General features: G+C 51.2%; 11 protein-coding genes. 9 read left to right on the plus strand and 2 right to left on the minus strand.

Annotated features, from left to right (window positions below):
* Positions 1-80 precede the first annotated feature (80 nt).
* Together NGM62_RS20415 and NGM62_RS20420 are read left to right on the plus strand one after the other, a co-directional pair.
* Positions 81-659: a DUF937 domain-containing protein gene (locus NGM62_RS20415; protein WP_262250167.1), complete on the plus strand. Its 579-nt coding sequence runs from the start codon at positions 81-83 to the stop codon at positions 657-659.
* Between the two features lie 90 nt (positions 660-749).
* The gene (locus NGM62_RS20420; protein ID WP_262250168.1) at positions 750-1,130 is read left to right on the plus strand and encodes a co-chaperone GroES; all 381 of its coding nucleotides are present in this window, start codon (positions 750-752) and stop codon (positions 1,128-1,130) included.
* 28 nt (positions 1,131-1,158) lie between these two features.
* Here NGM62_RS20420 and NGM62_RS20425 read toward each other — a convergent pair whose 3' ends face one another.
* Both NGM62_RS20425 and NGM62_RS20430 read right to left on the minus strand, forming a co-directional pair.
* A complete protein-coding gene (locus NGM62_RS20425) occupies positions 1,159-1,443 on the minus strand; it encodes a c-type cytochrome (protein WP_262250169.1) in 285 nt (94 codons plus the stop codon).
* A 134-nt stretch (positions 1,444-1,577) separates the two neighbouring features.
* A complete protein-coding gene (locus tag NGM62_RS20430; protein ID WP_262250170.1) occupies positions 1,578-3,053 on the minus strand; it encodes a Gfo/Idh/MocA family protein in 1,476 nt (491 codons plus the stop codon).
* A 244-nt stretch (positions 3,054-3,297) separates the two neighbouring features.
* Here NGM62_RS20430 and purL point away from each other — a divergent pair, with 244 nt between their 5' ends.
* The 7 genes from purL (at position 3,298) to NGM62_RS20465 (ending at position 13,763) form a co-directional block, all read left to right on the plus strand.
* The gene (purL, locus tag NGM62_RS20435) at positions 3,298-6,972 is read left to right on the plus strand and encodes a phosphoribosylformylglycinamidine synthase (RefSeq protein WP_262250177.1); all 3,675 of its coding nucleotides are present in this window, start codon (positions 3,298-3,300) and stop codon (positions 6,970-6,972) included.
* Between the two features lie 290 nt (positions 6,973-7,262).
* Positions 7,263-9,587, plus strand: coding sequence for a TonB-dependent receptor (locus NGM62_RS20440; protein ID WP_262250171.1), 2,325 nt, complete (start codon positions 7,263-7,265; stop codon positions 9,585-9,587).
* Positions 9,588-9,598: 11 nt separating this feature from the next.
* Positions 9,599-10,819: a DUF4374 domain-containing protein gene (locus tag NGM62_RS20445; protein WP_262250172.1), complete on the plus strand. Its 1,221-nt coding sequence runs from the start codon at positions 9,599-9,601 to the stop codon at positions 10,817-10,819.
* Between the two features lie 68 nt (positions 10,820-10,887).
* Complete coding sequence (locus tag NGM62_RS20450) at positions 10,888-11,220, plus strand: hypothetical protein (protein WP_262250173.1); 333 nt, start codon at positions 10,888-10,890, stop codon at positions 11,218-11,220.
* A gap of 2 nt (positions 11,221-11,222) precedes the next feature.
* On the plus strand, positions 11,223-11,504 hold the full coding sequence (locus tag NGM62_RS20455; RefSeq protein WP_262250174.1) for a hypothetical protein: 282 nt from the start codon (positions 11,223-11,225) through the stop codon (positions 11,502-11,504).
* Between the two features lie 4 nt (positions 11,505-11,508).
* Positions 11,509-13,215: a PepSY-associated TM helix domain-containing protein gene (locus NGM62_RS20460; protein WP_262250175.1), complete on the plus strand. Its 1,707-nt coding sequence runs from the start codon at positions 11,509-11,511 to the stop codon at positions 13,213-13,215.
* A 74-nt stretch (positions 13,216-13,289) separates the two neighbouring features.
* Positions 13,290-13,763, plus strand: a complete 474-nt coding sequence (locus NGM62_RS20465) for a GAF domain-containing protein (protein WP_262250176.1) — start codon at positions 13,290-13,292, stop codon at positions 13,761-13,763.
* The last annotated feature ends 187 nt before the right edge of the window (positions 13,764-13,950 follow it).

Here is a 13,950-nt window from a genome sequence, read left to right on the forward strand (position 1 = left end):
AAGCTAAAATTCGATTACCCACACTATCCGTCATAGAGCCAAAAATACTTACATTAGCCACAACAAATAACTGATAAATCATGAATAATATTTTAGACTTGCTCAATGGAGGCCTCGGGAAGGAAGTCGTTGAGGGAATTACGCGAAACACAGACGTATCGGCCGAGCAAACCCAGGCCGTGGTGTCAAGTGCGATCCCCGCATTATTGGGTGCTTTACAAAACAATGCGAGCAGCCGCGATGGTGCCCAAGGCATTCTGAATGCTATCGGCTCTAAACACGACGGGAGTATCTTAGATAATCTTTCCGGATTTTTGGGCAGCGGCGACACATCCGACGGGAATGGGATATTGGGCCACGTACTCGGCAATAAGCAGGGTGCACTACAACAGGCAATCAGCACCAAAACGGGGGTTTCCTCGGGCACTGTATCCAAAATCCTCGCTATGTTGGCTCCCATCGTAATGGGCTACCTCGGAAAGCAAAGCCGCAGCAACAACGTGAGTGATGGCGGTGGATTAGGCGACTTGCTCGGCAACATGTTGGGCGGACAATCGGGCAGCAGTGTATTGAGAGGTTTGCTCGACCAGAATGGCGACGGTAAACTGGGCATCGACAATGTGGGTGGCTTGCTGGGCGGGCTTTTTGGAAAAAAATGACACAAAAAACTGTTGATTGGTGCCATAATGACATCAAAAAACGGTACTGCACGGCTTTTGCTGGTCTATCAAAAAAGGAGATTGACGAGCATGACCATAGAGATTACACAAGACAATAAACTTAAAAAACTGATTGTTGTCGGCGATCGCATTCTGATTAAGCCGTCGGTGCCCAATGAACGGACCGCTACAGGTTTGTACCTCCCGCCCGGTGTGCACGAAAAAGAAAAAGTACAGTGGGGCTATGTGATGAAGACCGGCCCCGGCTATGCCCTGCCTGTTCCAGCAGACGATGGCGACTCGTGGAAACCCCAAGAGGAAAAAATAAAATACATCCCCTTACAGGCGCGCGAAGGTGATTTGGCGATATTCCATATTAGTGCGGCCACGGAGATCGAGTATCAGGGTGAAAAATATTTCATCGTACCGCAAAGCGCTATATTGATGATAGAACGCGAAGAGGAACTGTAACTGAAAGGATACTCTACCAGCGTTTGGATTAATCCCCCCGGTGAAGTGATAGGATATACGTCACCATTGTCCGCGCATCTTCTTCCGAAAGAGCGGGATGTGGGGGCATCACAACACTGCCCCACGCACCTTTAGTACCCAGGACTATGCGCTTCGCCAAAATATCGATATACGTACTGTTCATCGGGTAACGGGCGGCAATGTCCTGAAATGCCGGGCCGCGCTTCCTGTCGGTCGCCTTGTGGCACGTGGCACAATCGGAATACGACATCAAGACTTTACCCTTATCCAATATATCGGCTGGCGGTGACACATCTATATCACCCGCCAGCCGAACAATAGCAGGCTTCTGTTGGCTTTCCGCCGGCCTGTTCCCACCCTTGCCAGGGCCGGGCGAACAGGCAATGACCAGGGTAACCAGCAGTATAACAACAAACCCGTTCGCTCCTATACCTGCCTCCAGCCTTCCCGGTATTTGCGTTTCACAAACTGATTTGCGGGTTCGTAATTCGTGATCTTCTGCACTTCACCGTCCCATATCAACCGTTTACGTCCGGTAAAGCTGAAACCATCACCGCTTGCATTAGGCTCCCGGTGCATATAGCTGCGTATGGCCAAGTTACCCATGATGACCGTCTCGCTCATCGGGCCCGCATAGTCAAATGATGATGTCAGTGCTTTATGGGCTTTGCTATTGAATCCCGCTTTACAGGCATCCGTCCAGGCGACCTGATGGCCAAATTCCGGAAGATCGGAATACTGGTTTTTAAATGCACCCTCGGCCATGGTTCTTTTTTCACCGCCTTTCAGATACAGCTTGGGATGGTTTCCATACGTACCACACATAATCACCCCTTTCGTCCCAATCAGCATCACACCGTTGCTGCTATCGGGATCCCCCAGCGGATCGTCTGCCGGTATTAGGTCCGGGTGGAACGGACGGATACCACCATCATACCAATTCAGTTTCACTTCCGATTTATTATGGCTTGTTTCGGGAAATTTGAGTTGGATAACGGACGACGGCGGGCATCCTTCAGGGATATATTCGGGCGACCAATCTTTGATGAACACTTGGCCAACACTGGCTTCAACCTCGCTTGGATACCCGAGCCGGAGCGTCCGGAAAGCGGAGTCAATCAAATGGCATCCCATGTCGCCTAGGGCCCCGGTACCGGTATTCCACCAGCCATGCCATTTGAACGGATGCCACGCCGGGCTGTAATCTACCCATTCCGCTGGACCGATCCACAGATCCCAATCCAAATAGTCGGGCACAGGATCCTTCTGTGTTGGGAACGGTATACCCTGGGGCCATACCGGCCTGTTTGTCCAAACATGGGCTTCATGTACCGGCCCAATCAGTCCTTGGTCAAACCAATCCAATAACTGCAGCTGACCGGGGTTGGAAGCACCCTGATTGCCCATTTGGCTCACTACCTTATACCGCCTGGCTGCCTCCGTCAATACCCGCGTTTCATGTAAACTATGGGCAAGCGGCTTCTGGACATACACGTGCTTACCCATTTCCATGGCGGTCAAAGCGATGATCGCATGGGTATGGTCGGGCGTCGACACGATAACAGCATCGATATCTTTCCCCATTTCATCCAGCATTTTCCGGTAGTCCTGGTATTGCTTCGCCTTTGGAAACAGATCGAACGTCTTCTTGCCTAGATTCAAGTCGACGTCTACCAATGCTACGATGTTTTCCTTACCTTTATTCCAGGCGTTCCTCACGTCAGAGTGGCCCTTACCACCAACGCCAACACCGGCAATATTTAACTTATCGCTCGGAGCAATGAAACCGGCACCGCCCAGCACGTGCCTGGGCACGATCATGAACCCGGCAGCAGCCATCGCCCCTGTTTTAATAAAATCTCTACGAGTTGACCCCGATTTCATCGAACTGTTTTTTTCCATCAATCAATAACTTTGGTTAACAACTTTCTACTTATCAATGATCCACACACATCCCGTTATGGTACACATGACTACGCAAAGCTAATATAAAAGTGCGAACAAAAGCTAAAACGAGAAAAGCAATTTAGTATCCCATTGCAAAAAGGACAAAACGCTTGTGTCGTTGAATAATTAAATTAATGGACTTCGCCAAAAATTAGTCGTATCTTTGCGCATGGAATTCGACGCTTCGAGGACAACACTAATGATCCATTTCTTTGTGAACCCCAAAAACACCGTTTACGGTGTTCAGACCGAATCAGCACCGACTGCTGAAGACATTGCAAAACTCAACTGGCTGTTTGGAAATGCCACGAAAATCGATGGGGAAACCGTAGCAGGCTATTTTGTTGGTCCGCGGGCCGCCATGGTATCACCGTGGAGCACGAACGCAGTCGAAATTACCCAGAATATGGGAATCAACAATATCACACGCATCGAGGAATACACGCCTGTTGCCAGTGATTTCACCGACTTCGACCCGATGGTCTCACAGAAGTTTTCCGGGCTGACCCAAGAACTGTACACCATCGACATATCCCCTGAACCCATCCGGGAAATCGACGATATCGACGCGTACAATAAACAGGAAGGGTTGGCCCTGAGCGGGGAGGAAGTGGAATACCTGCACCGGCTATCCGATAAAATAGGCCGCAAGTTGACCGACTCCGAGGTGTTTGCTTTCTCGCAGGCTAACTCCGAGCATTGCCGGCACAAGATTTTCAACGGCACCTTCATCATCGACGGTGAAGAACAAACCAGCTCGCTCTTCAAATTAATCAAAAAGACTTCCGAAACCAATCCTAATGAAATCGTTTCGGCATACAAAGATAATGTTGCCTTTATCAAAGGTCCGCGGATTACACAATTTGCACCGGAGTCGGCCGATAAGCCCGACTTCTATACCGAAAAGGAATTTGATTCGGTACTTTCACTGAAAGCAGAGACCCACAATTTCCCCACCACGGTCGAACCCTTCTCTGGGGCCGCCACCGGATCGGGCGGCGAAATCCGCGACCGCCTTGCTGGGGGCCAGGGGGCCCTCCCCCTTGCCGGCACCGCGGTTTATATGACAGCGTACTCCAGGCTATTGGCCGATCGCCCTTGGGAACAAGCTGTAGATGAACGTAAATGGTTGTACCAAACGCCCATGGATATCCTCATCAAGGCATCTAACGGTGCTTCTGATTTCGGCAACAAATTCGGCCAACCGCTCATTACCGGGTCGGTATTGACCTTCGAACATGAGGAGGCCGACCGCAAACTAGGATACGATAAAGTCATTATGATGGCTGGTGGAGTGGGATATGGTAAAATAGAACAAGCTAAAAAGCACACACCTAAAAAGGGTGATAAAATCGTGATATTAGGCGGTGAAAATTACCGCATCGGCATGGGTGGCGCAGCAGTATCATCCGCCGACACAGGAGCATACGGCTCGGGCATCGAACTGAATGCTATCCAACGTGCAAACCCCGAGATGCAAAAACGCGCGGCAAACGCCATACGGGCATTTGTTGAGTCTGACCACAATCCGATTGTTTCCATCCACGATCACGGTGCCGGTGGCCACCTCAACTGCCTCTCGGAATTAGTGGAAGAAACCGGCGGGCATATCGACCTCGACAAGCTTCCGGTCGGCGACCCAACTCTTTCGGCCAAGGAAATCATCGGCAATGAATCGCAGGAGCGCATGGGGCTCATCATCAGTGAGGCCGATCTCGAACAGCTCCAAACCGTTGCGGAGCGTGAACGCGCCCCGATGTACACCGTGGGCAAAGTGACAGACGATCGCCGATTTGTATTCCAATCGGGTTCAACCGGTGAGAAACCGCTCGATTATGCCCTGTCCGACTTTTTCGGCTCTTCGCCGAAAACGGTGATGACCGACCAACGGATACCCCGCGTTTACGAACCGATCGATTACGTCATCGACGATATCCCTACCTACCTCGACCAATTGCTGCAACTGGAAGCGGTAGCCTGTAAAGACTGGCTCACCAACAAAGTGGACCGGTGTGTCGGCGGCCGCGTCGCCAAGCAACAGTGTGTTGGGCGGCTCCAACTGCCACTCAACAACGTAGGCGTAATGGCGCTCGATTACCGTTCGACCGAAGGGGTTGCAACCACCGTGGGCCATGCACCGCTTGCAGCGCTCATCGATCCGGTGGCCGGATCACGTAATGCCGTCGGTGAGGCCTTGTCTAACCTCGTATTTGCACCTATTAAAAACGGATTAGCCGGGGTATCCCTCTCGGCCAACTGGATGTGGGCCTGCAACAACGAGGGCGAAGATGCCCGCCTATACGACGCGGTAAAGGGCTGCTCCGACTTTGCCATTGCCCTCGGCATCAACATCCCAACGGGCAAAGACTCGCTCTCCATGAAACAAAAGTATCCCGATGGGGATGTCATTGCCCCCGGTACGGTTATCATCTCCGCCGGTGGCAGCTGCACGGATATCACTAAGGTCGTGGAGCCCGTACTCCACAGGGAGGCCGGTTCTATATACTACATCAACCTGTCGAAAGACGCCCTTAAATTGGGTGGGTCGTCGTTTGCACAGATACGCAACAAAATCGGGGATGAAGCCCCCACCATACAGGATGCCGACTATTTCAAAAAGGCCTTCAACACCATCCAGGAGCTTATCATAAAGGGGTTGGTTGCGGCAGGCCATGATGTGGGATCTGGCGGCCTAATAACAACCCTGCTGGAAATGTGCTTTGCGGATGTAGACCTCACGGCTCATTACGACCTGACAGGCCTGGGTGAGACCGACTCGGTAAAAGCCTTATTCAACGAGAATATTGCCGTTGTATTACAAGCAAAGGACAACGAAGCCTTCGAGAAGTATTTGGCAAGCATGGGTATTGTGGCGGTTAAAATCGGAACCGTACATACAGGTGATGAAGTCTCGTTCAAAAATGGTAACGACCACTTCGCTTTCAGCATCGGTGAGCTCCGTGATACCTGGTACAAGACTTCATTCCTGCTCGACCAGAAACAAACAAAAAACGACCTGGCCCAGGTACGATATACAAATTATAAGAAGCAACCCCTTTCTTATAAATTCCCGGCACACTTCACAGGCCATAAACCGGGTACCGACCCCGCAAAGCAACGGCCGAAAGCGGCAATCATCCGTGAAAAAGGTTCCAATTCGGAGCGCGAGATGGCCAATGCCATGTACCTTGCGGGGTTTGATGTAAAGGACGTACACATGACCGACTTGATTTCCGGCCGGGAGACCCTCGAAGACATCCGATTCATCGGTGCGGTCGGCGGCTTCTCTAACTCAGATGTATTGGGATCAGCCAAGGGATGGGCAGGCGCCTTCCTTTACAATGAAAAAGCAAGAACTACGCTCGAAAACTTCTTTGCACGCGAGGATACCCTCTCCATCGGTATTTGCAACGGATGCCAGCTTTTCATGGAATTGGAGCTCATCAACCCCGACCATGAAGTTCACGGCAAGATGCTGCACAACGATTCAGGTAGGCACGAGTGTAATTTTGTGTCGGTAACCCTCCAGGAGAACCATTCGGTGATGTTATCGTCATTGGCCGGCAGTACACTCGGCGTCTGGATGTCGCACGGTGAGGGCAAATTCGATCTGCCTTACACGGAAGACCGATACCATATCGTGGCCAAATATGCGTATGAGGAATATCCCCACCACCCCAACGGATCGGCTTTTGCCACGGCCATGCTCTGCGATGAGACCGGTCGACACCTCGTAACGATGCCTCACATTGAGCGTTCCGTCTTCCAGTGGAATTGGGCGCACTATCCGGCTGGTCGCCGAGACGAGGTATCGCCATGGCTGGAAGCGTTCGTCAATGCGCGCAAATGGTGCGAAGCCCATAAACACGGCTAAGTGTCGATCTTCCCATGTTGCCACTTTCGTGGTTTTAGAAAGATTTTTTAAATAAATTAACCGAATTGTCGATACAATTTTTACTTTTGCATCGTATTATTTATACAAAGTCTAAATAAACATCGATGATCCCGTATGACATAAGCATATAAAAAAAGCCGCGCCGGAGACGGTAATCTCCAGGCAGCGGCGGTTGTTGTTTCGCAACCAGCGGTAACTGGCAGCGGAAACTTTTGGCCATTACTTTCGCAAGTACACTATGGCCAGCTCTTAATCGAATACTAAAAGCAATGCAATATATTAAATTTTACGCAACCGCCGTATTTTTTTGCGGCATCCTTTTATGCCGTGCTCAAGAGAACCACTATCAACTCCGTGGCACGGTTACCGATCTAGATCAACGGCCCCTAAGTGGTGCAACGGTAAAAGTCGGTAGCCTTACAGCCATCGCCGATTCGGACGGCAGGTACCATGTCGCTGACATCGGGCAGCAGCAGGTGCAGATAGCAGTCACCGTAATAGGATTTGAACCGTATGTGGCCACCCGTACGTTAACCCCGGGCACAAATACGCTGCATGTCGCATTAACCCCGGAAACCAACGAACTTGCCGCCGTAGATGTGATGGGCCTCACCAAGGCGCAGGATGCAAACCGCCAAGCCTATAATGTGACCGCCATAGATGCGACCAAGCTCTATAACTCCACGATGGACATTTCAGGTGCGCTGGATCGCGTGGCTGGCATCCGGGTACGAAAGTCCGGGGGCTTGGGTTCCAACTTCAATTTATCGTTGAATGGCTTCACGGGCAACCATATCCGCTACTTCATCGACGGCATCCCCATGGACAATTTCGGAAGTTCCTTCCAGATCAACAACATCCCGATCAACGCCGCAGAACGCATCGAGGTATACAAGGGTGTGGTACCGATGTGGTTGGGATCGGATGCATTGGGTGGCGCCATCAATATCGTTACCGGCGACCGCTACCGGAACTTCGTCGACGCCTCTTATTCCTACGGCTCCTTCAACACGCACCGTACGGTGGTCAACACAGCCTATACCAGCCGGAGTGGATTCACGGTACGCCTCAATGCGTACCAGAATTACTCAGACAATAATTATAAAGTTACCGTCGATGCCGCTGACATCAACACCGGCGCCTATACACCCGGAACAACCATCCGCCGGTTTCACGATACGTACCACAACGAAGCGCTGGTAGCCCACCTCGGGGTGGTCGACAAGCCATTCGCCGACCAATTGCTCGCAGGCATTACCTTGGGCAAAAACTATAAGGAAATCCAAACCGGCGCACGCATGGTATCGGTATTCGGTGGGTGGCACCGCCGGGGCACCACCATCATGCCCACATTGAAATACAAGAAGGAAAACCTAATCCCTGGCCTCGACGTAACGGTTAATGCCAATTATAACCTGGGGTGGGAGCAGAACATCGATACCGTGGATGCGCGGTTCGATTGGTTCGGTAAGTCGAAACCCACCGGCACCAACAGCGGCGAGCGGTCGCGCAGCCTATACAAATACCGCAATAATGAGGGGCTTTCCACGGCTTCGTTCAACTATCGGATCGCTGAAAGGCATGCACTGGCCCTCAACGATAATTTTTCAACGTTCCGTCGGGAAGGCAGCGACGAACTCAACCCAACCAACGCTCAGTACGAGCGCCAAAAACGGACCTACAAAAATGTATTGGGCTTGGGCTACCATTACGATATCAAAGACCTGTGGAGCACCACGGTGTTCATCAAGCACATCCACCAGCACAACCGGGACGGTGCAGATGCTGCCAACGCCATGGATAAACTGGGTTATGGTTTTGCCTCCGCCTATTACCTGACACCACATCTCCAACTGAAGGCCTCGTATGAGCTTACCAACCGGATGCCGACGGCTTACGAAATATTCGGTGACGTGGAAAACCAGGAAGGCAATTTCCAACTCAACCCCGAACGGAGCAATAATGCCAATATCGGCTTGAACTACGATTTCGCCTTGCACCGCGACCATCGTTTCTCGGTAAACACCAGCCTGATCTATCGACGTGCATACAACTATATCTATTACAGGCTCAATAATAACCAATCGAAGATCGTGGCCGACAACCGCGATGGCGTGGAAACCTTCGGCGGTGATGCCGAAGTGCGGTATTCATTCAAAAACTGGCTGATGGCCGGGGCGACGATGACCTACCAGCACATCATGAACACGCAGAAATACGAAGAAGGCTATACCGGCGTCAGTCCGGTATACCGGGACCAGATGCCCAATATACCCTACCTCTTCGGCAACGCCGATATCGCGGTAATACTTCGGAATGTCGGCAAACAGGGAAATACGCTCAACTTTGGCTATAACCTCCTTTTTGTTCACGATTTCTACCTCTACTGGCCCAGCCGAGGTGGCGATAAGCTCAATATACCGCAGCAGCTCAGCCACGACTTCAACGTCGTTTATTCCATGTGGGATGGACGCTACAACATCGCGCTGGAAGCCAAGAACTTTACGGACGCCCGGATGTACGACAATTTCAGTTTACAGAAGCCCAGCCGGGGCTTCTACCTTAATCTCCGCTATTTCTTTAATAAACAATAAAAACGAGAAAAATGAATATCAGATCAAACACTTTACTTTTAGGCATTGCCAGTGCCGCGCTGTTAGCATCTTGCAACAAAAGCGAGCGCACCCCCGAAAATCCGGGCAATTTCATTATCGCAGTGACGCCGGCGGCAAGTACCGGCGTAGCCGATTACCTCCTTACCGCCAGCAGCTTGGATACAGGCCGTATTTCAACGGCTGGACAGGGCGTGGAACAAGACGGTACCTATCGGTATTACGTAACCCACAACAATAAGTTTTTCAGCCTCCTGTACGGTCAGGGCAACCCCGGCGCCGTTACCACATACAACATACTGGACGGCAAACTCAACAAACTTTCCAATTTCCAAACGGAAACCGTCCAAGCCTTTGCACCGGTTGATGACGACCTGCTGATCATGAAAATATCCCGCAATATCACCAACCCGTTCGCTAGTTGGTATCGAATCAATACCAACAGCTTGCAGATCGAGAGCGAAGGGCAAATCAGCACAAGCGCCCCCTCAGCCAACGGTGAGCTGGCACATTTCAGTTGGATCAAACAAGTCGGCAACAAAGTCTTTGCACCGTATTTCTCTATCAAAGCCTGCTGCGGTGCCTCTTTTGAAACGGCCTATCCTGACAGTGCCTGGGTGGCGGTATATTCTTATCCTGACATGCAACTGGAAAAGGTGATCAAAGACAATCGGACCAGCTTCATCGGCCGCTATTTCGTGAATGGGCTCGGCGAAACCGAAAACGGCGATGTCTACGCATTCTCGGCATCGGTTGCCATGACCGACGGCGCACTATCTTCTACCAAGCAATCGGCAATTGTCAAAATCCCTGCAAACACCACGGAATTCGACCAATCTTATTTCTTTGATATCGAAGCGGCATCGGGTGGATACAGCATCAGCGATTGGTTTTACGTAGGCCGCAACAAATTCATCGTACTGCTCAATACCGCCGATGAAAAGGGTCCATACGCAGCCGGGAAAACTGTTGGTATCGTCAACGTGGTCGACAAAACCTTTAAGAAGGTGACAGGGATACCTGCCGCGACCGACATCAAATCCATCACCTCGTTGAATAACTACAGCCCACAAGACGGCCGGTTCGGTTATGTAGGCGTTAACCTCGTTTCAGGTGTGGGTTATATCTATAAAATCGATGCGAACAACGCAACAGGTACGCAGGGACTCCGGGTAGACGGCGGCACCATCACCGCCATCAATCATTTGAATTAGAAGCGTTGCACAGTGGCTTCCCGCATGTTGGGCTACGACCCGCGGGAAGCCTTGTTTAAGAAATCACCATGTATACCACGCTCTTCATCCTGATCACCATCGGCACGTTGCTGTTTTATGGAGCCTCGGAAAAGGTAAAACCGGCACATAAGCCCGCGTGGATCCTTCGATTGGCTCAAACACCACGACGGGCATGCATGCTCGGTACCACCATCTTTCTGGCAAGCTGGGCTGCCGTGGCTTTTTTACAGGGCCCAGGCTCCGGCACCTTCGCTATGATAGGTTATCTCATGGCCAGTTATTGCCTCGTCGTATTGCTCCAACCGCTGGAGTACTTCAACACCACACGGTTGGCCGTGGTTGCCCTAGCGGCATTCTTCATGGAAATTTTCATCTTCTGACCATGCCTGCAAACAAAAAATACCTTAGTTCGCCCGGGCAACGCTTTCTCAAAATCACAGCAGGTTTTGTAGGCGGCTACTTCGTCATGCTTTCCCTCCACTTGCTGCTCACCCGGATATTCCGGCAAGAACACGTGGTCATTACGGCGTTCATTACCGGATATATCTTGTGGGCTGTGTTGCTTTTATTGGCATTCCTTAGCAAAAGCGGCTGGAAAATCTGGGGCGTCTACCTCGTACTATCGGGTATATTCTATGGGCTTTTCCATTTGCTAAATCATTGAGGCCATGAATAACAGAAACTACAACATCTATTTCAACACCCACACCATTAGCGGCATTATCATCTGCGCCCTATTATACGTCATTTTCTTCGCAGGTTCATTCTCGTTCTTCCGCGATGAAATATCCGCCTGGCAGAAAAATCGCTCTGCATACACCCATGCAGCCTCGGCCAATGACTACGATTATGTGCTCGATTCGTTACACGCGGCATACAATCTCCTGGGCAGGGATATCACGTTCTACGTGCAAGATAACGATGTGCAGGCCTACGTCAATATGGGCGCATCGCAGGATACCACGGTCAGGAAGAAGTCGACCGCCGGCCAGGGGCCACAACGTGGCCGGCGGGGCCGTGGCAACGGCGATTCGGCGTATTTCCAGTACGATTTCCAGAAAAACAAAGCCGGATCTTATGCCGAATCCTACGACATGGGCGAGTTCCTGTATCGGTTGCATTTTTTGGCACAACTTAACCAAGTGCCCATCCGCATCGGTACCCCTTTCGGCTATCTTGTAGCAGGGATCGTATCGTTTTTATTTCTCTTTGCACTCATCACCGGCCTGCTGTTGCATTGGGATAAAATCGTTTCCAACTTCTTCACCTTCCGCCCGGGGAGCAAGTGGAAAACCATCTGGACCGACATGCACACCGCTTTGGGTGTCATCGGATTTCCCTTCCAGCTGATGTATGCGGTTACGGGCGTTATCCTCATCGTCAATACGGCGCTTGTTCTTCCGTTCAGCAAGCTGCTGTTCGACGGAGATAGCGACAAACTATATACGGCCATCGGATACAACGACGCGACCACATACGCGTATTTACACCAGCCCTTGGGCGAGCGTGTTGCTTTAAACGATTACCTCGGCCTGGTCAGTGAGCGGTGGCCAGAAAGCCACGTCAGTCGGATTTATATCAAAAACTACGGTGACCAAAGCATGCATATCACGGTGGAAGCCACTCCCCGCGCGGAAACGAACTTTGCGGGTGTCGGCAAAATCACCTTCCACCCTGCCAGCCAAGCCATCACCAGTGAAAAACCGCCCAACGTATCCGTCACCTACCCCAACCGCGTTAAGGCGCTCATCTACCGGTTACATTTCGGCGATTTCGGTGGGTACCCCGTAAAAACCACGTTTTTCATACTCGGCATCATGGGATGCTTGGTCATCATTTCGGGCATCCTCATCTGGTTGGTTGCGCGCGACAAGAAAAACGTTCCAATACATAAACGGAAGTTCAACTTCTGGGCAGCTAACGTGTTCGTGGCAATATGCCTTACCATGCTGCCTGTCACGGCGCTCACCTTCATCGCTATCAAGCTAAACCCTGCGGCAGACCAAACCTTCATCTACCGCATATACTTTTACAGTTGGCTAGCCCTATCGTGCCTCTACATAGCCCGCCGGGACCTCCGTACGACCAACATGGAGACACTGGCTTCCGGTGCACTCCTCGGCCTGTGCATACCGCTCGTGAACGGCGTCAAAACCGGTCACTGGATGTGGCAGACCTTCCGTACCGGTGCCCTTGACATCTTTGTGGTGGACCTCCTATGGCTGGCCATCGGCATCGTTGGGGTAATCGCCGTGTTGCGGATCCGTGCGAACGAACGCACGGCCGCCGCCCTAAAGCCAGCGGCCGCGGCATTGAGGGGTGCAGTACCTCCTCTCCCATTGGAAGACCCACGGTCGGTGATTGACCGACCTTAGCGCTTCCTGTCCTTGGGAAATTTGATTAATTTAGCGTGCTGGGTAAAGCAACCCATTTTCAATCGATCAGCACCATGGCAGAGGAATTCAATATTGTCCGCGGAACCAAGGAAGAGCAATATAAAGCACTACTACCCCAACTAAGGGCGTTGGTTGGAGGAGAACCCGACCTCGTCGCCAACATGGCAAATATAGCGGCAGTACTTAAAGCGCAATTCGACTTTTTTTGGGTAGGCTTTTACCTGGTGAAGGGCGACGAATTGATACTGGGACCATTCCAAGGGCCGGTGGCCTGCACACGCATCGGCAAAGGCAGAGGAGTGTGCGGTACCGCGTGGGAGCGCACCGAAGCACTCATTGTACCCAATGTGGATACATTCCCCGGCCATATCGCCTGCAGTGCCCAATCTAAATCGGAAATCGTCATTCCTGTCATGAAACACGGTGATGTGATTGCCGTATTAGACGTTGACAGTGAATACCTGAACCATTTCGATGAGACGGATGCAGCATATCTAGCTAAAGTGGTAGCATTACTCTCCCGGTAAACGCACCTTGCAAATACATTTTTCTCACTTCTTCTGAACAACAATGTATTACTAACTCTTATTTTTACAGGGAAGTTATAGGGATATCATAGGGACTTTCTAGGGACTTCATAGGGGGAAATGCCTAGAAAACCCCTACTACCTAGTCAACCCTTAAAAAGCCCAATATTTCTTTTTTGAAGTCAAT

The sequence above is a fragment of the Parapedobacter soli genome (genome assembly GCF_025460835.1).
GTDB lineage: Bacteria > Bacteroidota > Bacteroidia > Sphingobacteriales > Sphingobacteriaceae > Parapedobacter > Parapedobacter soli.

Bases quoted from the DNA above. Each gene is read 5' to 3' on its own strand.
- NGM62_RS20460 (WP_262250175.1), top strand. From the start codon at position 11,509: ATGAATAACAGAAACTACAACATCTATTTCAACACCCACACCATTAGC.
- NGM62_RS20420 (WP_262250168.1), top strand. From the start codon at position 750: ATGACCATAGAGATTACACAAGACAATAAACTTAAAAAACTGATTGTT.
- NGM62_RS20440 (WP_262250171.1), top strand. From the start codon at position 7,263: ATGCAATATATTAAATTTTACGCAACCGCCGTATTTTTTTGCGGCATC.
- NGM62_RS20450 (WP_262250173.1), top strand. From the start codon at position 10,888: ATGTATACCACGCTCTTCATCCTGATCACCATCGGCACGTTGCTGTTT.
- NGM62_RS20430 (WP_262250170.1), bottom strand. From the start codon at position 3,053: ATGGAAAAAAACAGTTCGATGAAATCGGGGTCAACTCGTAGAGATTTT.
- NGM62_RS20465 (WP_262250176.1), top strand. From the start codon at position 13,290: ATGGCAGAGGAATTCAATATTGTCCGCGGAACCAAGGAAGAGCAATAT.
- NGM62_RS20415 (WP_262250167.1), top strand. From the start codon at position 81: ATGAATAATATTTTAGACTTGCTCAATGGAGGCCTCGGGAAGGAAGTC.
- NGM62_RS20445 (WP_262250172.1), top strand. From the start codon at position 9,599: ATGAATATCAGATCAAACACTTTACTTTTAGGCATTGCCAGTGCCGCG.
- purL (WP_262250177.1), top strand. From the start codon at position 3,298: ATGATCCATTTCTTTGTGAACCCCAAAAACACCGTTTACGGTGTTCAG.
- NGM62_RS20455 (WP_262250174.1), top strand. From the start codon at position 11,223: ATGCCTGCAAACAAAAAATACCTTAGTTCGCCCGGGCAACGCTTTCTC.